The organism is Methanofollis sp. W23 (assembly GCF_017875325.1).
In the GTDB taxonomy this organism is placed as follows: domain Archaea; phylum Halobacteriota; class Methanomicrobia; order Methanomicrobiales; family Methanofollaceae; genus Methanofollis.
Genome location: NZ_JAGGMN010000001.1, coordinates 2,726,363 through 2,750,467 on the forward strand (window position 1 = coordinate 2,726,363; position 24,105 = coordinate 2,750,467).

The 24,105-nt window shown below is 56.9% G+C and carries 14 protein-coding genes, 2 tRNA genes and 4 rRNA genes; 14 read left to right on the plus strand and 6 right to left on the minus strand.

Annotation, left to right across the window (positions count from 1 at the left end; all coding sequences use genetic code 11):
* Positions 1–139 precede the first annotated feature (139 nt).
* Entirely contained in the window at positions 140–784 is a 645-nt protein-coding gene (cofC, locus tag J2129_RS11870) for a 2-phospho-L-lactate guanylyltransferase (RefSeq protein WP_209631064.1), read from the plus strand.
* Here the strand turns inward: cofC and cofE are convergent.
* The 4 genes from cofE to glyA are packed head-to-tail and all read right to left on the minus strand — an operon-like array spanning position 710 to position 4,387.
* Positions 710–1,513: a coenzyme F420-0:L-glutamate ligase gene (cofE, locus tag J2129_RS11875; protein ID WP_209631065.1), complete on the minus strand. Its 804-nt coding sequence runs from the start codon at positions 1,511–1,513 to the stop codon at positions 710–712. The two genes, cofC and cofE, sit on opposite strands and share 75 nt — an antisense overlap.
* Complete coding sequence (gene folP, locus J2129_RS11880; protein ID WP_209631066.1) at positions 1,510–2,319, minus strand: dihydropteroate synthase; 810 nt, start codon at positions 2,317–2,319, stop codon at positions 1,510–1,512. Before folP ends, cofE begins: the two co-directional genes overlap by 4 nt.
* Positions 2,301–3,146 carry a bifunctional methylenetetrahydrofolate dehydrogenase/methenyltetrahydrofolate cyclohydrolase FolD gene (folD, locus tag J2129_RS11885; RefSeq protein WP_209631067.1) on the minus strand — a complete coding sequence of 282 codons (846 nt, stop codon included), beginning with the start codon at positions 3,144–3,146 and terminating at the stop codon, positions 2,301–2,303. Before folD ends, folP begins: the two co-directional genes overlap by 19 nt.
* Positions 3,143–4,387, minus strand: coding sequence for a serine hydroxymethyltransferase (glyA, locus tag J2129_RS11890; protein ID WP_209631068.1), 1,245 nt, complete (start codon positions 4,385–4,387; stop codon positions 3,143–3,145). The genes folD and glyA overlap by 4 nt, the downstream gene beginning before the upstream one ends.
* 773 nt (positions 4,388–5,160) lie before the next feature.
* Between glyA and J2129_RS11895 the strand changes: the two genes are divergently transcribed.
* The 13 genes from J2129_RS11895 to J2129_RS11955 all read left to right on the plus strand — a co-directional run bounded on the left by J2129_RS11895 (position 5,161) and on the right by J2129_RS11955 (position 20,959).
* On the plus strand, positions 5,161–5,718 hold the full coding sequence (locus tag J2129_RS11895) for a hypothetical protein (RefSeq protein WP_209631069.1): 558 nt from the start codon (positions 5,161–5,163) through the stop codon (positions 5,716–5,718).
* A gap of 11 nt (positions 5,719–5,729) precedes the next feature.
* Positions 5,730–9,170, plus strand: coding sequence for a chromosome segregation protein SMC (gene smc, locus J2129_RS11900; RefSeq protein ID WP_209631070.1), 3,441 nt, complete (start codon positions 5,730–5,732; stop codon positions 9,168–9,170).
* Positions 9,163–9,882: a ScpA family protein gene (locus J2129_RS11905; RefSeq protein WP_209631071.1), complete on the plus strand. Its 720-nt coding sequence runs from the start codon at positions 9,163–9,165 to the stop codon at positions 9,880–9,882. Before smc ends, J2129_RS11905 begins: the two co-directional genes overlap by 8 nt.
* Positions 9,860–10,342 carry an SMC-Scp complex subunit ScpB gene (gene scpB / locus J2129_RS11910; protein WP_209631072.1) on the plus strand — a complete coding sequence of 161 codons (483 nt, stop codon included), beginning with the start codon at positions 9,860–9,862 and terminating at the stop codon, positions 10,340–10,342. The genes J2129_RS11905 and scpB overlap by 23 nt, the downstream gene beginning before the upstream one ends.
* Before the next feature lie 900 nt (positions 10,343–11,242).
* Positions 11,243–12,709, plus strand: a 16S ribosomal RNA gene (locus J2129_RS11915).
* Positions 12,710–12,770: 61 nt separating this feature from the next.
* Positions 12,771–12,842, plus strand: a tRNA-Ala gene (locus tag J2129_RS11920).
* Positions 12,843–12,952: 110 nt separating this feature from the next.
* Positions 12,953–15,870: ribosomal RNA gene (locus J2129_RS11925) — 23S ribosomal RNA — on the plus strand.
* A 76-nt stretch (positions 15,871–15,946) separates the two neighbouring features.
* Positions 15,947–16,018: transfer RNA gene (locus tag J2129_RS11930), tRNA-Cys, on the plus strand.
* A 6-nt stretch (positions 16,019–16,024) separates the two neighbouring features.
* Positions 16,025–16,146: ribosomal RNA gene (gene rrf / locus J2129_RS11935) — 5S ribosomal RNA — on the plus strand.
* A 318-nt stretch (positions 16,147–16,464) separates the two neighbouring features.
* Positions 16,465–16,586, plus strand: a 5S ribosomal RNA gene (gene rrf / locus J2129_RS11940).
* Together the 16S, 23S and 5S rRNA genes with 2 tRNA genes alongside form the textbook arrangement of a ribosomal RNA operon.
* A gap of 333 nt (positions 16,587–16,919) precedes the next feature.
* Entirely contained in the window at positions 16,920–18,356 is a 1,437-nt protein-coding gene (gene ppcA / locus J2129_RS11945; RefSeq protein ID WP_245320766.1) for a phosphoenolpyruvate carboxylase, read from the plus strand.
* Positions 18,357–19,091: 735 nt separating this feature from the next.
* Positions 19,092–19,631, plus strand: coding sequence for a hypothetical protein (locus J2129_RS11950; protein ID WP_209631074.1), 540 nt, complete (start codon positions 19,092–19,094; stop codon positions 19,629–19,631).
* Positions 19,632–19,657: 26 nt separating this feature from the next.
* Positions 19,658–20,959 (plus strand): PEGA domain-containing protein, encoded by a 1,302-nt coding sequence (locus J2129_RS11955; protein ID WP_209631075.1) that lies wholly within the window; start codon positions 19,658–19,660, stop codon positions 20,957–20,959.
* A gap of 467 nt (positions 20,960–21,426) precedes the next feature.
* Here J2129_RS11955 and J2129_RS11960 read toward each other — a convergent pair whose 3' ends face one another.
* Both J2129_RS11960 and J2129_RS11965 read right to left on the minus strand, forming a co-directional pair.
* Complete coding sequence (locus tag J2129_RS11960; RefSeq protein ID WP_209631076.1) at positions 21,427–23,112, minus strand: glutamate--tRNA ligase; 1,686 nt, start codon at positions 23,110–23,112, stop codon at positions 21,427–21,429.
* A gap of 1 nt (position 23,113) precedes the next feature.
* Positions 23,114–24,088, minus strand: a complete 975-nt coding sequence (locus J2129_RS11965) for a polyprenyl synthetase family protein (RefSeq protein WP_209631077.1) — start codon at positions 24,086–24,088, stop codon at positions 23,114–23,116.
* Between the last annotated feature and the right edge of the window lie 17 nt (positions 24,089–24,105).

Genomic DNA, 24,105 nt, shown 5'->3' on the forward strand with positions numbered 1-24,105 from the left:
CAGGAGGATTTCACCTGGGCCGATAATCCCTTGCGAGAGGGGGAAGAACCGACCAGGAGGGGAGGATGGGACCGACTTGAGTTTCCGGGGAATCCCTTTCCGATTGCTTTTTGCATCTATCTTGCCAACTCTCTCTCAAATGGCCATAGACGCGATCATTCCATTCAAGCCGAAGAACCCCAAGACCCGCCTCTCCTGTGTCATGGAGCAGGCGGAACGGGAGGCGTTCGCCCGAGCCATGCTCTCGGACGTCCTCGGCGCCGTCCGTGCGGCGGGGTGCGCCCCCACACTCATCAGCACCAGCCCCTTCGAACACCCTGACGCCAGAGTCGTCGAAGACCCTGCAGGCCTCGACGACTCATTAAACCGTGTGCTTGCACATGCGCAAGGGCCGGTCCTCATCATCATGGCAGACCTCCCCCTCGCCACCCCTGAGGCGGTCAGGAGGATGATCGAGACCGACGCCCAGATGGCGATCGCTCCAGGCCTTGGTGGGGGGACGAACGCGATCTTTGTGAAAGAGCCCTCCAGGTACCATGTGAACTACTATGGCGCAAGTTTCTGCAAACACATGGCGATCGCCGCCGAAGCAGGACTGTCATGTGAGGTCACCGACTCGTTCAGGCTTCACACCGATGTCGACGAAAAAGAGGACCTGGTCGAGGTCCTGATCCACGGCCGGGAGTCGGCCGCCTGCAGGTGCCTCGAGTCACTCGGATTTGCCCTTTCCATCGAACATGGCAGGGTCGGCGTGGAGCGCCGCGCCCATAAAGAGACACTCTGACGTATCGATCGAAGGGATGCCGTAGTCTTCGTTGAGTTCGATACCCGTGCCGCGCACCAGCACGGCCGGGACGCACTCGTCAGCCTCGCCCATCAGGAGTTCGGCGGCCGAGGCCAGACAGTCGCCGACCGCGCGCTTGGTCACCTCGAGCTCGCGCCCGAAGAGGTCGCGCCTGCCAGTCTCGTCGACGACGGCCGAGAGCCCCGCGCACCCGATGGCGACACCGCTGCATCCAAGGCGCATCGCGTGGGTGCGCGAGTCGATGACGAGCACCCCGACGTTGACGCCGAGGCGGGTGCGCACCGCTGCTCTCACCCTTCCTGCCGAAGCATTGGGGTCGAGGGGCAGGGGTACGACCGTCCCCTCAGGGGTATTTGAGTGGTCGGTCCCGGCGTTCGGGAGGAGCGTCCCGTTTTTGAGGGTGAGCAGGAATCCAGGGATGCCGCCGACCACCCGGTCGCTCTCCTGGAGGACCACCTCGGTGATCGCCGGGTCCATGGCATAGCGCACGGCGAGGCGGCGTGCCTCTTCGGAGGGGACGACCCCGTCAAGACTGACCACCCTCCCTTCGGCTGTCGCCACCGCCGTCTCGGCGATCAGGATGATGTCGCCGTCCCTGATCCCCTCGCAGGGTGCGGCCTCTGCGGCTGCGACTACCTTCTCGCCGATGTCGTCGCCGTCCTGGACCATGCCGGTCTCCAGGGCATACACCGCATACCACCGGCTCATAACTCTTTCTCCATCTCCCTGACCACCAGAATGACGTCCCTGGTGGCGGCGACGTCATGGGCCCTGACCATGTCGGCATGTGGCAGGAGCCTGGTCGTGACCGCGAGGGTGGCGGCCAACCGTTCCTCGGAGGGCCTGTCGATGAGGCCGCCGAGATAGGACTTTCGTGAGATCGCGATCAGGACCGGATATCCGAGTTCCTGGAAACGGTCGAAGTGCCGGCAGAGGTCCCAGTCGTCGGCAAAGGTCCGCTCAGGCGTCCAGTTCCCGACGCCTGGGTCGAGGATGAGGTCGGTGACGCCTGCCTTCTCGGCCCGCACGACAACATCTTTGAGGGCCGCAAGGGTCGCCTCGGTCCCACGCGGGTCGCCTGGGAGGTTCTGTGCCGCCATCCCGATGACAGGGAGGCCTGAGTCGGCGGCGGTCCTGGCGTACTCGGGGTTTGAAAGCCCGCTGATGTCGTTGATCACATGGACGTCATGGCGCAGGCAGGCCTCCAGCACCTCGGGGTACATGGTGTCCACCGAGATGGTGACCCCTGAACCGTCGAGGGCAGAGAGGGCCGCGGTGATCCGGTCGACCTCCTCCTCGACGGTGATCGGGACCGAGTGAGGAGCCGTGGACCGCGCCCCCAGGTCGATGAGGTCGGCGCCTGCATCGATCATCTGGAAGGCGCGTTCTCGCACTGTCTCTTCAGGTACATATGAGCCGGAAAAAAAGGATTCAGGGCTGCAGTTGATCACGCCCATCAGGCGGACCGGTGCCCCGCCGCCGACCTGCATCCCGTTTACTGTGCAGGGTTGCATGACATCGCCCTGGCCGCCTTGAGAGTATTCTCCATCAGGGTGGCGATGGTCATCGGCCCGACACCGCCGGGTACCGGGGTGATGGCCGACGCCTTCTCGACCACCGCGTCAAAGTCCACGTCTCCACAGAGTTTGCCGTTCTCGTCGTGGTTGATCCCGACGTCGATGACCACGGCGCCCTCTTTGACCATCTCAGAGGTTACAAATCTTGCCTTGCCGATCCCTGAGACAAGGATGTCGGCCTGCTGCATGATCGCAGGGAGATCCTGGGTCTTGGAGTGGCATATCGTCACGGTTGCGTCGGCGTTGAGGAGCAGAGCGGCCATCGGCCGTCCGACATCCACGCTCCGCCCCACGACGACGGCGTTCTTTCCGGCGATCTCGATCCCGTACTCGGCAAGCATCGTCATGATCCCCTGCGGGGTACAGGGGACGAACCCCGGGTGCCCGGAATAGAGGCGGCCGATGCTGGTCGGGTGGAACCCGTCCACGTCCTTTTCAGGAGAGACGGCGTCGATTACTGCCTGAGTGTTGACCTGCGGCGGGAGGGGGAGTTGGACCAGAATCCCGGAGACCTCTGGGTCCTTGTTAAGCCTTTCCACGGTGGCGAGCACCTCGGCCGTAGTCGCCTCGGCAGGGAGTTCAGCACCGACCGAGGTGATCCCGACCTTCTCGCAGGCCTTGTGTTTCATCCTGACGTACATATGGGAGGCGGGGTCGTCCCCTACCAACACAGTGGCGAGGCATGGACAGATGCCCGATTTCTTGATCTCTTCTGTGAGGAGTTTGAGTCTCTTCTCAGAGAGGGTCTTGCCGTTGAGTATCATTCTGTTACCGCGTAGATGGAGAACTTGCTCGCGAGTGCCTCGACCTCGGTCTTCACGTCTGCGATCTTCTCCTTGTTCTCGATGTCGTTGAGGACAGTGGCGATGAAGTGCCCGATGCTCTTCATCTCCTCTTCTTTCATGCCCCGTGAGGTGACTGCCGGGGTGCCGATCCGCAGCCCACTCGTCACGAAGGGAGAGAGGGTCTCGCGCGGGATGGTGTTCTTGTTGACGGTGATGCCGGCGTCGTGAAGGGCGTTCTCGGCGTCGAGTCCGGTGAGCCCCTTGTCGGAGAGGTCGAGGAGCATCAGGTGGTTGTCGGTGCCGCCTGAGACGAGACGGAACCCTTCGCTGTCAAGGGTCTCGGCGAGGGTCCGTGCATTGGCGACGACCTGCTTGCAGTAGTCTTTGTATGACTGGGTCGAGGCTTCCTTGAAGCAGACGGCCTTGGCGGCGATGATGTGCATCAGCGGCCCGCCCTGCAGACCAGGGAAGATGGCTTTGTCGATAGCCTGCCCGAACTCTTCACGGCACATGATCGCTCCGCCGCGAGGGCCGCGGAGGGTCTTGTGGGTGGTTGTCGTGGTGAAGGGGAGGACGTCGACGGGAGAGTTGTGGAGTCCGGTGGCGACAAGCCCGGCGATGTGGGCGATGTCGGCCACACAGTAGGCCCCGACCTCTTCGGCGATCTCGCCAAAGACCTTGAAGTCGATCTCGCGCGGGTAGGCCGAGGCGCCGCAGACGATCATCTGGGGCTTCTCTTTCCTGGCCATCTCGTCGAGGGCGGCGTAGTCGAGCACTTCGGTCTCGTGGTCGACGCCGTACTGGACGACGTTGTATCTCTTGCCCGAGAAACTCACCGGGGATCCATGGGAGAGGTGGCCGCCCTCGGAGAGCTTCATGGACATGATCTTGTCGCCGTAGTTGATGGTGGAGAAGTAGACGGCCATGTTGGCGCCAGAGCCCGAGTGGGCCTGGACGTTGGCGTGCTCCGCACCGAAGAGGGTGCACAGGCGGTCTTTTGCGAGGTTCTCGATGATGTCGTAGTACTCGCATCCCCCGTAGTAGCGCTTGCCGGGGTAGCCTTCTGCATATTTGTTGGTCAGGATCGAGCCCGCGGTTTCGAGGACTGCCTTGGAGACAACATTTTCAGATGCGATCAGTTCAAGCCCGTTTGTCTGCCGCAGCCGCTCTTTTTCGATGAGTGCTGCGATTTCGGGATCGGTATTGGCAAGACTAGACATGTACAGGAATGTTGTATTGAATAGGTATTATGTCTTCGTCCGGCGGTCTTCTGGATGCGGTGGCCGGGGATCCCGGGAGATGGCAGGGTCGGGTTCATGTCCAGGGGGGGGGAGGGGTCATGGATCGGTCCGGTTTTCTGGGAGAATGGCCCTGTAAATATCTTTACCAATCTGTCCTCACGAGCATTCCTGGTGCGAAGACGTGGGGAGGCGACTGGTTGCATCTCGCGTCCGTCCCGAAGAATTGGCTCTGTAGTGTTCCTCGCCGATGTGACTTCGTTCACCTGCCTTCATTGTTACGCGCCGGAGGGCTCTGCGAGAGGTCTTGGGAGGTCCCTCATCGCCGCCCTCCCTTCTCTTTGGTCCACGGGGTGCACCCCATGGAATCCCTCGTGATGAGGAGAGGTGGGAGGCGGAGACTTGAATGGGGCCTTCACCGATTATCCGGTCTTGAAAAAAGAGAAATCACAAATCACGCGACAAAAAATTTTAATTTTCATCCAGTATTTTTTAGGCGTGTTCTCACTTCATGCATGATCCTACAGACCTGAAATCGGTCAATCGGGTCAGGTCAGGGGACCGGGGACCGGGGGTTCCAGATGGAGAGAAGACATGGGGTACGGATGGAGGTATGCTCCAGCGCTCCAGCGAAGGTAGGATCTACCTGGGAGAATGTCTCTCACGTCTTTAACCTTGATTCGTCGCAGGAATACCGCAGGATAAGAGCACAAGGATTATAGGGCAATAGAATCATCATTATTTCGAGGGAAGATATGCTCAAAAAGGATGCAAAAGTAAAATTTCTTGAGCATCAACTTGAAGAGAGGGAGCGGGAGATGTCTATGCAGGGTGCAGAGAAGACTTTTATCAACGAGGGAGACGAGCGGATCTACCGGCTTGAGCAGCGGGTGAGAGATCTTGAGGCCCTGGTCAAGGGGTTGACTGAAGAGATGCTTGACCTCAAGACGGTCACGATGAAGATCGATCACGCCTTTGAGGTGAGAGTGAAGGCCGCGGAGAAACCGAGGCACCAGGTTCTGGTCGAAGAGGTACCTGGGGAGAAGGAAGAACCGGCCCCTGTGCCGGCTCCTGAAAAAAAGGTCTCCATGCCCGTGGAAGAGGACGAGAGGGACCTGGACCTGATCATGCAGACCGACGGCACACTTAAGCGCGAGCGCCGCCATGGGTCTGATTATATTATCGCCCCCACTAGGTATCAGGCGCCCCCCAGTCTGATCGGGAGGCGCAAGGGTGAGAAGTCCAGCAGTTCCGGTCGAAAGAGCGGAGAGATCATCTTCGCTGAGGAAGAAGACGACTCTATTACGAAATAAGGGGCTGTTGGGTGTACATTACCGGGATTGAGATCGATAATTTCAAGTCTTTTGCGAAAAAGACGAGAATCCCATTTTTAGAGGGTTTCACTGTCATCTCAGGCCCGAACGGTTCTGGTAAAAGTAATATTATCGACAGTCTCCTCTTCGCCCTGGCACTCTCCAGTTCGCGTGGACTCAGGGCTGAGAAGTTGACCGACCTCATCAACCTCAATTCTGGAAAAAATACTGCCGAGGTGGGAATAACTTTCTCTGACGGGACCGAGATCAGGCGACGGATCAAGCGGACGGCGTCAAACTATTATTCATACAATTATCTCAATGGCAAACTTGTCAAGCAGAACGATATTGTCGAGTTCCTTGCAAAGTTTGGGGTCAAACCTGAGGGATATAATGTGGTGATGCAGGGTGACATCACCAGGATTATGGAGATGAGCGACTTCGAGCGCCGCAAGATCATTGATGAGATCGCTGGCGTCTCGGAGTTCGAGGGAAAGAAGGCCCGGGCCCTTGATGAACTCGAGGTGGTGCGCGAGCGGATCGAGCGCGAAGAGGTGGTGCTCTTTGAACTCGATGCGAGGCTTGAGGAACTGAAGCACGAGCGTGAGCAGGCCCTGGCATATCGTCACTGGCAGGAACAACTCGAGCATTTCAAGGGGTGTCGTGCCGCGGCGCAGCTGCGCGATATGGAGAAGGAGCACACGTCTCTCCTTTCAAAGGTGGCTGATGCAGAGACTGACCTTGAGCGGACGCTCTTGGATCTCGGGATCGAGCAGAACGACCTTGAGTACCTGCGTGGGGATCTCAAAGAGGTCGATGCAGAGATCAATGAGAAGAGCGGGAGCGAATACCTGAAGATGATCTCGGCCCTTGAAGGCGCTAAGGGGAGGATCAAGGTATCTGAGTCGACGATCGCGAGGTTGAAGAAGGAAAAAGAAGGGAACCTTGAGGGGGTCAACCGTGCGTTCCTTGATGAGAAGCGTGCTTCTGAGCGGGTGCAGGAGTGCACCACGCAGATCAGGACGCTCTCGGTCGACCGGGCAAATCTCTCGATGGAACTTGCCGGTGCAAAGGCGGCGGTCGAGAACCTGGAGGCCGAGATCGCACGCGGCGGGCAGGCGGCAGAAGACCTGAAAGAGCACCTCTTCTCCCTGATGAGGGGGGTGGAGGAGAAGAAAGGGGCACGCTCAGAGTATCTGCATCGCCAGGATCTCCTGATTGAAAAAAGTCGGATGCGGACCTCGGAGATGGAGCGTCTTCAGGCCCGTCTTGATGAGGTGCGGTCAGGCAGGGAGGGGCTTGCCGCTGAGGTCGAGAAAGTGCGGAAGGCGTCGGCCGCTCTGGTGGAGAAGAAGAGTGCCCTTGACCGTGACCTTTCGAAGGCGGAGAGTACGCTCTTTGGTCGGAGGTCGTCTCTTGAGCGGATCAGGAAAGAACTCCAGGACACTGAGCGTGAGTTGATGCGGCTTGAGGCCCAGCAGCAGTCGCGCGGTGGCGTGGGGGGGCCTGCGCTTGAGGCCGTTCTTGGGATGGACGGTGTCTGTGGGACAGTGGCGCAGCTTGGGAAGACGCCGCCTGAGTATGCCACCGCGCTGGATGTGGCGGCCGGGGGAAAGTTGCGCTATGTCGTCGCTGAGAGTGATGGGGTGGCGGCTGAGGCGATCCGGTACCTCAAGGAGCAGCGTCTCGGGCGGTTGACTTTCCTTCCTATGAATAAACTGAAGCGGAGGGAGTATCCACCGGTGCGGGAAGCTGGGGTGGTCGGGTATGCGAAGGACCTCCTCTCTTTTGGTCCAGAGTACGACCTTGCTTTCCAGCAGGTCTTCGGGACGACGCTGGTCGTTGAAACCCTGGCGAATGCACGGCGGTTGATGGGGCGGTACAGGATGGTCACGCTGGAGGGCGAACTTCTGGAGCGCTCAGGAGCGATGACTGGCGGCTATCTAAAGAAGAAGCAGCAGGGTGGGTTCGGTGCGGCGGTCGAGGACGAGATCGCACGTCTTTCGATTTCGCTTGCAGAGAAGAGGGAGGAGGCTACGGAGTTTGAGCGTTCTGTCGCCCGTCTCACCTCTGAGGCCGAAGAGTTGCGGAGGCGCCGCTCAGGGATCGAGCAGGAGGCGGCACGGTATGCGATGGTCCTCGAGGAGTACGAACGTCGGACGACCTCGCAGCAGAGTGATGAGGGGGAGTTTGCCACATCGCTTGCCGCCCTCAAGGCTGAGGTGGAGGAGAGCGCGGGAGAACTTGCCTTGGTCGAGGCCGCGCTGGACACGGTGGGAGATGAGATTGCGGCGCTGGACCGGGAGGTCGAGGGCCTCAAGCAGGAGTTGGACGATACTGAGATCCCGCGGCTCACCGAGGAGTTGGAGCAGAGGCGTCGGGAGTGCGAGGGGATCGAGCGTCGTCTCCGGAACAAGGAGGCAGATGTTGCCGATGCCCAGCGCGAGAGGCAGTACTTTGAGCGGCGGGTGGAGGAACTTGCCGCCGAGCGGGAACGCCTGGCAGAGAAGAATGCCGGGATTGATGCCGAGGTCTCGGGGGCGGAGGCCGAGATCGCGTCGGCAAAGGCCGAGATCGCCGGGCTTGAAGAGCGGCAGAAGGTGTTCTCGACTGAACTTGACGGGCTGCGTAAAAAACGCGAAGAGGTTGCAGGGGCGATTACAGAGGCCGAGAAGCGGTGTGCGGGACTGAATGCAAAGGCCGATCGGGTCCGTCTCCTTATCGTCTCCTACAAGGAGAAGGTTACAGGGTTGGCCGCGGAGATCGAGGAACTGCGCGGGCACGCGGGGGAGGAGACTGATCTCTCACTCTCCCAGATCGAGGACGGGATCGCAGAGGCGGAACGGAATATGCGCGCCATCGGGGCGGTGAACATGCTGGCCATAGAGGAGTATGGGCGGGTGTGCGACCGTATCAACGAGCGGACTGAGAAGAAGAATGTGCTCTCCGGGGAGAGGACGTCGATCCTTGAGCGGATCGAGCATTTTGATACCCTGAAATATGACTCTTTTATGGAGGCTTTCCGCGCGATCGATGCGAACTTCAGGGAGATCTTTGCTTGTCTGACTGCAGGGAGTGGACATCTGAACCTCGAGAATCCTGACGACCCCTTCTCAGGGGGGCTCTCATTTGCGGTACGGCCGAGAGGGAAGAAGGTCCAGCTCCTCTCTGCGCTTTCGGGGGGGGAGAAGTCGCTGACCACCCTGGCGTTCCTCTTCTCGATTCAAAAGTTCATGCCCGCCCCGTTCTATGCCTTCGATGAGGTGGATATGTTCCTTGATGGGGCAAATGTTGAGCAGGTTGCTGCCATGATCAGGGAACTTTCCAGGAATGCCCAGTTCATCTCGGTCTCTCTGCGCAAGCCGATGATTGAGCGGGCTGACCGGGTGATGGGTGTGACGATCCGCCCTGACAAGAGTACGCTTGTGACCGGTGTCGAGAATCATGCATGAGGAGCCTGTAGAGATTCTGGTCCAGCTCGCGGAGCGGGGTGAGATCGATCCATGGAATATCGACATCGTCGAAGTGACAGATCGCTTTCTCTCTGAACTTGAACGGCGCCGTGAACTGGACCTCAGGATCTCGGGGCGCACACTTTTTTTTGCGGCGACATTGCTGAGGATGAAGTCGGAGTACCTTACGACTGATCCGTTTGAAGATGAGGGTGAGGACGATCTGGACGGGTCAGAGGAGGATGAAGAGATCCTTGAGTGTGCCGCTGATGAGACTGAACCAATCGAGCAGTTGGAGCGCGAGATTCAACGGCGTATCGGTCGCAAGAAAGTGCGCCGCAGGCCAGTCACACTCTATGAACTGATCACTGAGTTGAAAGCGGCGGAGAAAGAGGAGCGCCGTCGTCACCGGAGGCGCGCGCAGCAGCAGGAGATCCCTCCTCCTCATGTCAGTGAGGTTGTGGCGGTGGCCCATGATGAGGATTATGGAGGTGCGGCCGGGGCCGTGCTCGGTTGCTATGAGTCTCTGGCTCCTGGTGGGGAGACAGTGACAGTGCGCGCACTTTGTGATTCTTTAGGGAAGAGAACGATAGATGTCTATATCCCACTTCTTTTTCTTACCCTGGAGGGAGAAGTGGCGCTCTGGCAGGAGGAATATTTTGGTGATGTGTACGTGAGGAGGGATCTGCATGGACAGAGTCGCGATGCTTGAAGCCATTCTCTTTGTGGCAGGTGCGCCTGTTGATTATAGGGATATTGCAAAGATGCTTAAAGTGCGGGGCGATGAGGTGCCGGCGCTTGCATCTGAGTTGAAAACTCGGCTGGAGGGGCGCGCAGCTCCTCTTGAGGTGCTCGATTCTGGTGAAACTCTGTACATGGTCCTTAAGGAGGAGTATAGCGAGTTTGTTTATCCTTTGATGCGCCCTGAGATTTCTCGTGCGGTTTTACGCACGCTTTCGGTGATCGCATACCGGCAGCCGATGCTCCAGAGTGATCTTGTGGGGGTGCGCGGGAGTGGAGCATATGCGCATGTGGAGGAACTTGTGGAGCGGGGTCTGGTGGCGCGTCAGCGGAGCGGGCGGAGTTATGAACTCCAGACGACTCCTGAATTCTCCCGGTATTTTAAAACTGCAACCCTTTCGAGTGTCCAGGAACGCCTGGATGTGCGGTAGTTATTTATGCTGGACCTTACAACATTGTAAGGTCGTGTCTGAGACGGTTTCCAGAGGGCTGCTCATGGGGTGGCCCTCTGGGGATTGTATTCTCGATCCTGGCTGTGGGCCGGGGTCGAAGGGTATATATGCGTCGAAGATTAACAATGATAACGCACAAGGTGACGGGGACTGGTTGCAATGCAACTGGTCTTTTGTTGGTCTTTGGGAAGTCTTCCTTTAACGCGCTCCTCCGGGGGTGTGACTGCGAAGGTTTATATCCTGAAGCGCCCAATATTGTTACCTCTCAAAGTGACTGGGGTTCGATGAATCCGGCGAGATCGGAATCGAGCCTTTATGGGACCTGAGGCATCGGATGTGGTCTTCCTTTAACGCGCTCCTCCGGGGGTGTGACTGCGAAGGTTTATATCCTGAAGCGCCCAATATTGTTACCTCTAAACGAGCATATGATGTTGGAGTCAGGGGCAGACAAGGTTTATATGTCCTGAACTCTAATATTGTTAGCACGCAAGGTGGCTGGCACCGAAGACCCCGGAATGTTCTGGGATCGGTGTTGGGCGACACCAATCTGGTTTGTCTTTCACTCGGTCTGAGCGAAGGTATATAACTGGTGAAGTGAAACATAATATGCCTCAATGGGTGACCTCGAATCATATCTTTGGTTCGAGACAGTGACTCCAAAGGTTTATAACCTCTGAAGTCTAATACTGTATCCCCAAGAAGTCACTCGGGTGCGAGGAAGTTCGCCCCTGACAAAGGGCGCAGAATACTGTTCTGCGTTTTAATGGAGAATCAAAATCACCGAATTTGGTCGGTGTTGGTTCTGACGTTGGCACTGGCAATGCGGAAATCTATCTAGCAACCGCTAATCCCTTTAAGAAAATAGTGTGCTTACTTTAAATTCTGGTTGATCCTGCCAGAGGCTACTGCTATCGGGGTTCGATTTATCCATGCGAGTCGAGAGGGTTCGGCCCTCGGCGTACTGCTCAGTAACACGTGGACAACCTGCCCTAAGGTGAGGGATAACCCCGGGAAACTGGGGATAATACCTCATAATCTACAGGTGCTGGAATGCTCTGTAGGTGAAAGGTCCGCCGCCTTAGGATGGGTCTGCGGCCGATTAGGTAGTTGTTGGGGTAATGGCCCAACAAGCCTGTAATCGGTACGGGTTGTGGGAGCAAGAGCCCGGAGATGGATTCTGAGACAAGAATCCAGGCCCTACGGGGCGCAGCAGGAGCGGAAACTTTACAATGCAGGAAACTGTGATAAGGGAACCCCGAGTGCCCGTATGGACGGGCTGTTCAGGTGCGTAAAAAACACTTGGAGAAAGGGCCGGGCAAGACCGGTGCCAGCCGCCGCGGTAATACCGGCGGCTCGAGTGGTGGCCACTATTACTGGGCTTAAAGCGTCCGTAGCTGGGTAGTTAAGTCTCTTGGGAAATCTTCCGGCTTAACCGGAAGGCGTCTAAGGGATACTGGCTACCTAGGGATCGGGAGAGGTGAGAGGTACTCTGGGGGTAGGAGTGAAATCCTGTAATCCTTAGGGGACCACCTGTGGCGAAGGCGTCTCACCAGAACGACTCCGACAGTGAGGGACGAAAGCTGGGGGAGCAAACCGGATTAGATACCCGGGTAGTCCCAGCTGTAAACTATGCGTGTTAGGTGTATCGGTGACCACGAGTTACCGAGGTGCCGAAGGGAAACCGTGAAACGCGTCGCCTGGGAAGTACGGTCGCAAGGCTGAAACTTAAAGGAATTGGCGGGGGAGCACCACAACGGGTGGAGCCTGCGGTTTAATTGGACTCAACGCCGGACAGCTCACCGGGTAGGACAGCGATATGATAGCCGGGCTGAAGACCTTGCTTGATCAGCTGAGAGGAGGTGCATGGCCGTCGTCAGTTCGTACTGTGAAGCATCCTGTTAAGTCAGGCAACGAGCGAGACCCACGCCAACAGTTGCCAGCATGGTCTCCGGACTGATGGGGACACTGTTGGGACCGCCTCTGCTAAAGAGGAGGAAGGAATGGGCAACGGTAGGTCAGCATGCCCCGAATTACCCGGGCTACACGCGGGCTACAATGGTCAGGACAATGGGTTCCGACACCGAAAGGTGAAGGTAATCCCCTAAACCTGTTCTTAGTTCGGATTGTGGGCTGCAACTCGCCCACATGAAGCTGGAATCCGTAGTAATCGCGTTTCAAGATAGCGCGGTGAATCTGTCCCTGCTCCTTGCACACACCGCCCGTCAAACCACCCGAGTGGGGTTTGGGTGAGGCTGTGGTTGTTGCCATAGTCGAATCTAGGTTCCGCAAGGGGGGTTAAGTCGTAACAAGGTAGCCGTAGGGGAATCTGCGGCTGGATCACCTCCTAACGAAATAGGGTTCGCGGTTGTTAGATAGACCGTAAAGTTGCTAGTGCCAAGAAGGGAGCGGGCTCATAGATCAGTGGTAGATCGCCGCCTTTGCGAGGCGGAGGCCGAGGGTTCAAATCCCCCTGAGTCCACTTTCAATGCACCTGGGGACGCAAGTCCTCAGGGAAGGGCTGAAGGTCAAGTCAATGACCTGAAGAGGCCGTGTAAAGGGAATGCACATCGGGCGTCAAATGGGTTCAGCGGAACGCTGGAGTCAAGCCTGTCAGTGAATGGCTCGGTTCGAGTGCCGAAGAAGGGCGTGCCAAGCTGCGATAAGCTCCGGGGAGAGGCAAGGAATCTACGATCCGGAGATCCCCTAATGGGACATCCCAACACTTCGGTGTTGATCCGTAAGGATCGGGAACGCCCCGAATTGAAACATCTTAGTAGGGGCAGGAAAAGAAATCAACCGAGATGTCGCGAGTAAAGGCGATTGAAAACGACATAGTTCAAACCGAATCCCTTCGGGGACATGTGGTGTGGTAGGCCTGCCGTCTGGGTGATGCGATGAAGTGGAAGTCCTCTGGAATGAGGCACCATAGGGGGTGACAGTCCCGTACATGTAAATCAATTCATCCTGGCAGTGTCCTGAGTACCGTGGGTTGGAATTCTCGCGGGAATCTGGGGGTCATCAACCTCCAAAACTAAATACAACTCGAAACCGATAGCGCAGTAGTAGCGTGAGCGAAAGCTGAAAAGTAACCCTGAAAAGGTGGTTAAAAGCGCCTGAAACTGATAGGTGATAGTGTGTTACGGCGCGAAAGGATCTTCTGCATGAAGGAACCCGTCGCGAGGCGGTAGTACGGGTGTAGTTGCCAGTGTCGTAACTTACGTTTTGAAGAATGGGCCAGAGAGTTAGTCTCGTTGGCGAAGGTTAACCGTAGAGGGAAGCCGAAGCGAAAGCGACAAGTCCGTAGCCTTCGGGCATGGGACGACGTATTAAAAGTGCGTGAAGTCAATGGGACTAGACCCGAAGCCGGGTGATCTATGCGTGGGCAGGTTGAAGTGTGACGAAAGTCGCGTGGAGGACCGCATGAGGTTTTGATATACAAATCATTCTCGTGACCTGCGTATAGGAGTGAAAGATTCATCGAACCCGGCATCTGCTGGTTCCTTCCGAAACATGCCGTAGCATGACCTGGCCAGAGATAGTCGGTGAGGTAGAGCACTGATTGGGGATCCCGGGAGAGAAATCTCTCGCTCCCCTGTCAAACTCCAAACTCCCCGACGTCGTGGAAGGCTGGAAGTCCGCATTACGGGGTAAGCTTGTAATGCGTAAGGGAAACAACCCAGACCGTGGTTAATGTCCCTCAATGTAGGCTAAGTGTCAATACTGAAAGGCGTCCTAGGCCAAAAACAACTGGGAGGTGAGCTTAGAAGCAGCTATCCTTCAAAAAGTGCGTAACAGCTTACCAGTCTAGGTTTAGGGCACTGAAAATGGACGGGGCTAAAGCCTACTACAGAGACCACGGAGCACCGAAAGGTGATCTAGTAGGAAGGCATCCTGCATGGGGAGAAGCAGGGTCGTAAGTTCCTGTGGACCGTGTAGGAATGAGAATTCTGGCAGTAGTAGAAGCAAAGATGGGTGAGAATCCCATCCGCCGGAGGGGCTAGGTTTCCTCGGCAATGTTCGTCAGCCGAGGGTTAGTCGGTCCTAAGTTGCACCGTAACGCGAGTGCAGCAAAAGGGAAACAGGTTAATATTCCTGTACCATTTGGTCTTTGCGAAAGCACTGACGCTTTGGGATATGCCGGGCAAGGTTGTCGCCTTGTCTAAGCATCTAAGTCTGGGGAGTACCGTTATGGTGAGAACCAGGTGAAAGTGTGATGGGGTAACTCGGCAAATTCCTGGAGTCCATGAAAAGGTGACCAAATGTCCGTACCGAGATCTGACACAGGTGCCCCTAGCTGAAAAGGCTAAGGCGTTTCGGATGAATCATGTTAAGGGAATTCGGCAAAATGGCCCCGTAACTTCGGAAGAAGGGGTGCCTGCCTGGTGATCAGGCAGGTCGCAGTGACCAGGGGGCTCTGACTGTCTAATAACAACATAGCTGACTGCAACTCCGAAAGGACTAGTATAGTCAGTGATTCCTGCCCAGTGCGAGTATCTGAACACTGGTTTCAACCGGACGAAGGACTCGTAAACGGCGGGGGTAACTATGACCCTCTTAAGGTAGCGTAGTACCTTGTCGCTTAATTGGCGACTTGCATGAATGGATTAACAAGAGCCCTACTGTCCCTAACATGAATCCGTTGAACCTTTTATCCTGGTGCAGAGGCCAGGGACCCCAAATGGGAAGTGAAGACCCCGTGGAGCTTTACTGCAGCCTGTCGTTGTGTTACGGTATTCTTTGCGCAGTGTAGATGGGAGACGTCGATCTGCCCCTTGCGGGGGGTAGGGAGTCGACAATGAGACACCATCCTTAGTTTGCTGTAACACTAACTCGTTCGAGGACAACGATAGGTAGGCAGTTTGGGTGGGGCGCCACACCCTCGAAAAGATATCAAGGGTGCCCTAAGGTCAACTCATGTGAGTCAGAAACTCACAGAAGAGTGTCAAGAGCAAAAGTTGGCCTGACGCGATTATGAATAGCAAATAATCGCGAGAGGAAACTCGGGTCTAACGAACCAATACGCCTTTTTGATGAGGGCTATTGACTACAGAAAAGCTACCCCGGGGATAACAGAGTCGTCGCCGGCAAGAGCACATATCGACCCGGCGGCTTGCTACCTCGATGTCGGTTCTTTCCATCCTGGCTGTGCAGCAGCAGCCAAGGGTGAGGTTGTTCGCCTATTAAAGGGGATCGTGAGCTGGGTTTAGACCGTCGTGAGACAGGTCGGTTACTATCTATTTGGGGTGTTCGGAGTCTGAAGGTAAGAAAGAAATAGTACGAGAGGAACTTTCTTTCGTCGCCTCTGGTCGATCGGTTGTCTGACAAGGCACTGCCGAGCAGCTACGCGACAAGGGGTAAAAGCTGAAAGCATCTAAGCTTGAAACCCAGCCTGAAAAGAGACTCCATTGAGGACACGGGTAAAAGACCCGCTTGATAGGCTCGGGATGTAAGCACGGAGGCAACGACGTGTTCAGTCCGCGAGTACTAACGTCCGAATCCAGTATTCCGTTGAACCCAGACGAAATCCGATGTGCATACCCTTAAATCATATAATGGTTAACATTATAGACTGATAACACGGCTGCCAAGGTGGCGGAGCGGCTACGCGGTTGACTGCAGATCAACTACACCCCGGTTCAAATCCGGGCCTTGGCTTTGGGTGATAGCGGCCATAGCAACAGGGAAACACCTGGACTCTTTCCGAACCCAGAAGTTAAGCCTGTTCACGTATTGCCTTGTACTGAGTTGCGCGAGCACTTGGGAACGGTAATGCGCTGCTATCCCCTTCCTTATAATTAGACTGTTCTTATATGCATTGTTTAGGAGATTGTTTCCTGCATGTGTACAGGACTTGTTATCTTCAGCATCATCATTGTGTATTTCTTATTCTATAACATGGACTTACCTGGGATTATCCAATAGGAAGATCTATCAATCCAGTGTTCAGTTGCCATTAGTGTTCGATCCTATGTACTTCTTCCAACAATTGATCCCAGGACTTTAGAATTTCGATCGATTATTGTCTCTCAAGTATTTCCCTGTCCTATCCTCTGGTCTTATGTGCATATCCTTATATCGTATTAGGACCGATTAGTACAATGTATAGCGGCCATAGCAACAGGGAAACACCTGGACTCTTTCCGAACCCAGAAGTTAAGCCTGTTCACGTATTGCCTTGTACTGAGTTGCGCGAGCACTTGGGAACGGTAGTGCGCTGCTATATTCTTCCTGAGCAATGAGTAGATGTCTATTTTCTATTTGTTATTCAATTCAGCTCATTCCTGCAGACACTCCTTCCCCAGGCTGTTGTGATCAGTCTTGGTGCAGGTTTATGCTTCCGGCGATCACCTGTGGATACCGTGATATCTGATCTCTCTTTTCCTTTTGCCTCGTTCTTGAAGCACTATTATAAGGTATATTCTCACATATCATCAGGCACACGGTCAGTGTCAGTTCTCGCGACAGCGTGTGTCCATCCTGAGCAGTGCGAGATCATGTCGCTCATTCAGGATGTATGGTGATAGAGATGGCAGAGATTCCACGAATACCACAGTGTATGAGCACCCAGCATCCTGACAATGTTCATATCCCGTTTTTTGCTGAGAACACACAACTCGGTGGGGAGGACGAGGTCAGGGAGGCCTACTATGCCTATTCACATCTCGGGTGCGGGGAACAGATGTGGGACTGCGAAGGGAAAGAAGTCGACAACTTTGTCGTCAAAAAACTTCTGTCTAGATATGGTCCATTCTTCCATGAACATCCCCTCGGGAAAGATGTCTTTCTGACCCTCAGGGTACCGAATCCTGAGGTAGAGAAGGCCGAGGCAAAGATCCTCCTCGAGACCCTGGAGAGCATCCCACGCTCATATGATGTCGCTCACCTATTCTCAGGTGGTACCACCCCTCCGATCTTCCAGGTTATTCTCCCGATGGCGTCATCATACCCGGCCATTGATAATATCTATCAATATTACCGCGATTTTGTGGTGGGCCAACAATACAAACGACTTGGGGGGCGTGAAAAAACAATTGCGGACTGGATAGGGCGATTTAATCCAGAAAAGATCGATGTAATCCCGCTCTTTGAAGACCAATCAAGCCTGCTCAATGCGGCCAAAATTGTAGGGCGGTACATGGAGGATAAAAACCTCGATTATCAGCGGGTCTTTCTTGCGCGTTCAGATCCCGCAATGAATTATGGGATGGTGGGGGCAATCCTCCTTGACAAAGTTGCGCTCTACCGTCTTCACCTCCTGGCCGAGGAGACCGGCGTCCCGATCTACCCGATCATCGGTGTCGGGTCCGCTCCGTTCAGGGGAAATCTCAGCCCCGAAACCGTCGAGCGCTGCACTGCAGAGTACCCAAGTGTCCACACCTTCACGGTGCAGTCGGCCTTCAAATATGACTATCCCCAGGATGAAGTCTGTAAAGCAGTCACAGATCTTGAAAAGCGTGAGGTATCTGCCCCGATGGAGATCAGAGAAGAAGACGTCCTCCCGGTGGTTGAGAAGTGCACGGTACGGTATATGGAAAGTGTCACCGCCCTCTCAGACCTTATCAATCGCGTTGCCGCCTATGTCCCGAGCCGGAGAAAGCGGAAACTCCATATCGGACTCTTCGGGTATTCGCGGAGTATGGGCGGGGTCACCCTCCCCAGGGCGATCACCTTCACCTCGGCACTCTATTCAATCGGCCTCCCCCCTGAACTCCTCGGACTCGATGCCCTTGAGTCAGACGACATCGAGTACCTGCGTGAGGTCTACGTGAACTTCGACACTGACCTGGCCGATGCGGTGCGGTACTTCGATCCTGAATCCTCGTACGCCCCTGCGTCCCTGGTCCAGTCGGTCTGCGACCTTGTCGATGTCGAACCAGACCCAGAACACCTGGAGTGCGCGGCCTCGGTCCGCCTGGCGATGAAGGAAGGCCGGACCGCAGACGTCAGGTCCGGGATCCTCAGGGCCGCGAATATCAGGCATTTCCTGGGATGATACCTCATTAGAAGGTCTCTGGATTTTGGCTCTGTAGAACCCTTCCCACATCGAGCGCGCTGGGGGCGCGGCCCCCTGACCTCGGTACGAAGATTGAACTGGGAAGGCACAATCAATGGACATGAAAAGTCACTTTTTCAACACAGCCTGGATTCTGAATAATCATCTCAGTGAGGCGGGACGTGCTGCTCCCTGTTCCTCCCGCGCCAGTGCCGGGGCCAGGGGAGGACGGGAAGCAATCATCCCCAATTTATGTTCGTCGATTGTGCCTTCCAGGTCCAATCTTTATCGCTGAGGACCGGAGACGGAGTTCCCCTATATCACAGAATCATTCCCACCTTCTCGTGGAATCTTTCGACGATGAGAAGCGAAGGTGGCGCTGGGGTGCTCCCTCTCTTATGAGGAGATGGACCGCACCCATCAGGACGTTGAAACGCCGCTCAGGACAATGTTCTCAGAATATTTTCATCAGATATGTGTGAGTCTGGATCCTATTCTGTGGTGCCCCTCACTTTTTTTGGTTCGAGTATGATTCAACTGCCTTCCCCCATCTTCTCGCCGGGGGCGAGTGCCGCCCGGACCTCTGGGATGTGGATTGGGCCGGGAAAGCACCATCAATGACCATGGAGAGAGGATTTCCATCTCTCTAAGAGAACTATTGAAAAGATTAATTGAGAGGGAGCGTGAGGACACCACCTCTATCTTCATATACTGCGACTCCCATCACGCCTTTTCATGTCACGTCATGTACCATATCTCATCGCTCTCCTGGCCGTGACCGTCGTCGTCGGGGGAGCGGAGGCCGAGACAAGAGGGATGATCAATATTGACGCCGTCGAGGCCGACACCCAGGAAAGTCTGGTGATCTTCGGGACGACAAATATCGCCCCTGGAAATACACTGCAGGTCGAGGTGACCTCGTCGGGCTTTGAGCCAGTAGGGAAAGAGACCGAAGTACCGGCATATGGAGCACGCGGGACGGTGACAGTCGAGGCCGGGGCGCCGCTGAACACCTGGGAATTCGCGACCGAGGTCGACCTCCCGCCTGATGAGTACACCGTCACGGTCATGTGGATCGAAGGGGACGCACAGGCAAGCACCACCTTCACTGTCACTGAGGAGATGACCGGGACGGTCACGACGACTGCCAATGCCACGACGTCAGTACCTGAAACCCCTGAAACCCTGAAGACGCCTCCAACCGAGGCCGCGACTGGAGGGATAGCGAATGCCCTTGGACTTCTTGGTGCGGCGCTCTTCATCCGCCGAAGATAAATAGAGGCACCAAGAGATCTCCCTCCATGACACAGAAGATAGTATGGGCTGTGGTTTTCGTGTCCATCACACTCTGTTCCCTCTGCAGTGTCGTGGCCGCAGAAGAGACGGTTCCTGACTGGATATATGACACAGAATGGACGGTGCGCGGGGTCTCCGTCTCTGCAGACAGCGCACTGGTCGCAGCAGGTGGAGACGATGGGACGGTCACGCTCCTTGGCCCTGACGGCGAGGTGCGCTGGGAGGAGAACGCCCGGGCAAAGGTGAACAGTGTCTCGGTTGCGCCGAATGGGAGTGCGGTGGGCGCGGCCTCTTCTGACAACCGTGTCTACCTCTACGAGATCGACGGAAAGAAACGCTGGAGTTACCTCTTGCCAGGAAGAGGGTTTGGTGTCGCGCTCGCCGACGGTGGGAAATATGTGGCCGCCGGTGGATCGGACGGCCGCGTCTACCTCTTCGACGGTGAGGGAGAAGTTCTCTGGAAATATAAATCTGGAGACGACCTTCTCTGCACTGCGATCACCCCGGACGGATCGCGGATCGCCGCGGGGTCTGCCGACAACCAGGTCTACCTCTTCGAGAGATCAGGTGCACTTCTCTGGACGAAGGCGATCTTTGGGGATGTGCTGGGAGTTTCGATCTCACCTGACGGTGGATATATCGCGGCAGGCACGTCTGAAGGGGGGGTCTACCTCTTCTCTGCAGAGGGCGAACTCCTCTGGGAGACAAGGGCTGGAGGATCGGTCACCTCGGTCTCCATGACCGAAGACGCACGGAATGTTGCCATAGGATCGCTTGACAGAACTTTTGTGGTCCTCGAGAAAGACGGAGAGACTCTCCTGACCGGAGAGACCGGCGCGGGGATCAGGGCGGTCGCCCTTTCATCTGACGGTCTCAGTCTGATCACCGGGGATAATGACGGGGTGGTGCAGGGCTATACCATGGCCACGGCAAAACCCACTGAAACCCCTATTGAAGTTCCAACGGCCGCCCCCACGCTGGAAACCACAGTTTCGACCGGCACCCTGGTTGTCTCCTCTGATCCTGCAGGCGCGGCGGTCTATATCGACAACCTCCTCGTCGGCAGGACCCCGGTCACGGTCCCGGACCGTGCGCCCGGCAACTACTCGGTCACTCTTGAACTCGAAGGGTATGAACCCTGGAGCGGAGAGGTTCAGGTCCAGGCCGGGACGACGACACCTGTCAACGGCACGCTCACCCCACGTCCCGAGACGACCCAGACCAGGGCAGGAGCTCCGCTTCCGGTCATGGCCCTCTTTGGGACCGCACTCGCTGCGGTCGCCATCGGCCTGAAGAAAAAGGACTAAAAATTTTGTCCCTCAAAATCTCGGCTTTGTAGAAACCCTCGCCTCTTGTGTGGGGGAGACGTGTGTCACCCCCCTTCTTATCTCTTTGGCCGGGGGCTCTGCCCCCGGACCGGACCTCCGAGACCACGATAGGGTCGGGAAGGCAGAATCGATGACCATAAAGAAAGTGCTGTCGCCCTCGCCCTATCGTGTGGCGGGGGGTTCGGGGGGCGGCACGCCCCCCGCCAGAGGGATTCATCAAGAGGATTTCTACAGAGCCAAATTTTCCAAGATTGGAGAGTCAGTGGAGATCTTGTTCGGTTGCCGCCCCTCTTTCTTTCTCTTATTGTCCTGGGGGTTTCCGGGGGTGAAACCCCTCGACGCGGACGACAGGAAAGACCCTATAGTGAGGGCGGCCGATCAGATCGACGGCCTTCTAGACCCTATCGTCATCCCAGAAAACCCAAAAAAAGAGACAGAGATCCAATTCACCGGTGTGCAAAGAACGCCATGACCCGGCCGTCCTCGACCCGATCGATGCGTGCAAAGCCCACCCGCTCGAACTGGACCGTCCCGCCGACATGCTCTGCGACTTCTGGCTCGCAGACCCCGTCGAGATCGCCCTCTGGAGTGCGGAGCGTGCATGGAACTCCATATCCTGCCGGGAGCCACTGGATGATCGGGGCCTTTGCCTCGCGTGCCGCCGCGAGGTCATCGCCTGCGTATGCTGCCTGCCCTTCTCCCTTCACCTCGATGTTGAAGAGATCCTTGAGACGAACCATCGCCGTCCCCTCCACCTCGGCCGCCGGGAGGACGACCCCCCCGGTGAACTCCAGGGTGCGCATCCCCCTCTTCTCGTCGCCTGGGTATCTCGGCACCTCTGCCGTCTGCTCAGGCGCCCCCTCCACCTCGTAGCGTGCCGGGTCAGGGACAAAGAAGAACCGATCTGAAGTCTCGTCGATGACCGCCTTGTTCTGAGCATACAGATTCTCCCACGAAAACGAGATATCCGTATCCCCGGTCCCGAGATCGACCATCGCCTGGCACACCGCCTCAGGCTGGATCCCCCGGCGTGCGATCGCCCGCAAGGTCCCCAGGTGGATATCGTCCCAGCCCGTATAGGTCCCCTCGTCGATCCCCTGGTGCATCGAAGACGTCGAGAGGACCAGTCCCTCGATGGACATCCGGCCATAATGGCGATACACTGGTGGCTTCCAACCGAAATAGTCAAAGATATACCGCTGCCGCCTGGTGTTGGCGATGTGGTCCTTGCCCCTGATCACATGGGTGATCCCAAGGAGATGATCGTCGACCACCACCGAGAAGTTCATCAGCGGATAGACCTTTGCTTCGATCCGCGGGTGGGCCGGGGCGTCGACGATCCTGAAGATGGAGAAGTCCCTGATCGCCGGGTCAGGGTGTTCCAGATCGGTCTTGACGCGGACTGTCACCTGTCCCTCGGCAAACCCGCCAGAGAGCATCTGTTCCCAGAGTTCCAGGTTCTCCTCGATGGTATGTGACCGGCACGGACAGGCCTTCTTGGCAAGTTTCAGTTCCCTGAACCGCCCTGCATCGCAGGTGCAGACATACGCTCCACCCAGTTCGATGAGTTTCCTGCCCAGGTCATAGTAGATATCCATCCGGTCGGACTGGTAGACAATATCGGTCACCCCAAGTCCCATCCACTCGATATCCTCCTGGACCATTCTATATGCCTCAGGGTCCACCCGGCGCGGGTCGGTGTCTTCGATCCGCAGGACATAGCGCCCGCCGTACCGCTTCACATAGGCGTCATTGAGAAATGCCGCCCGGGCATGACCAAGGTGGAGCGGGCCTGAGGGGTTGGGGGCAAACCGCATGACCACGCCGCCCTCGCTCTCTTCCAGGGGGGGAAGTTCTTTCTTCTCTTTCTTTTTCTTCTTCCCCGTGTCCATCTCGCCGGCGACCTCTGGAGCGAGTTCGGCAAGTTTTGCCTTCCACGTCTCCGGGTCCATCGCCGCCACCTCGGCCAGCACCTCGTCGAGGGCTGCCGGGAGTTCTTTTGCGTGCGGCCTGAGTTCAGGATGGGTGCCAAGCACCTTGCCCATCACCGCCTTCGCCCTGGGGACGCTGCCATGCTTTGCCGCGTTCTCGAGCGCGTAGACGAGGAGGATTTGTCTGAGCGCTGCGTCCATCTCAGAAACTCCTGCTGATGAAAAACTCCACCAGGTCTTCTAAGTGCTGGCGCTCCTTGCACTCTGGCAGGACTGTGAGAGCGTGCTTGGCCGTCGCCACTTTCTCCTCGGCGACCCGCCTGACCGCGTCGACCACCCCGGCCTCCTTCAGTTCGGCGATCGCCCTGTCCACTTCCTCGGGCGTGAGGTCAGGACGGCGGTACTTCGAGAGGTTGAGCCCCTTCTCCCGCGCCGTGATCGCGATGAGCGTCTGTTTGCCCTCGCGCAGGTCAGATCCACGGTCCTTCCCGCTCTTCTCAGGGGGAGCGATGAAGTCGATGAGGTCATCCTGAATCTGGAAGGCGATCCCGGCGTTCATCCCGTACTGGTAGAGTGCGTCGACCTGGACGGCGTTCCCCCCGGCCAGAACCCCTCCAATGGCTGCCGATGCCGCATACAGGGCCCCAGTCTTCTTCCCGGCCATCTCGAGATATTCAAAGGCGTCGACCTCTTTCTCGGCCTTTTCGAAGGCCATGTCCTGGTGTTGCCCCTCGCAGATCTCGGCGCACGTCCGTGCCAGCATCGCGACCGCCTTCACCCGCGCCCGGTCGTCGGCGACCGCATGGGTAATGAACTCGAAGGCTTTCGCATACAGGACATCGCCTGCCAGGATCGCCGTCGGTTCGTCCCACTTGACATGGACCGTCGGGGCGCCCCGGCGCGTCGCGTCCCCATCCATGATATCGTCATGGATGAGGGTGAAGGTGTGCGTCATCTCCAGGCCGATCGCCGCGTGCATCAGGTCGTCTGAAGACCCGGGCCGCACCGCCTCGGCCGCCAGGAGGAGCACCGCCGGCCGCAGGCGTTTCCCGCCTGCGAGCAGCAGGTGTGCACTTGCCTTATAGAGTTCGCCAAACGCATCACTGAAATACCGTTCGAGCATCATGTCGACCTGCTCGGCGGTCTTATCCAGATAATCTTTGAGATCTTCGCTCATACGGAACCATTCCTTCC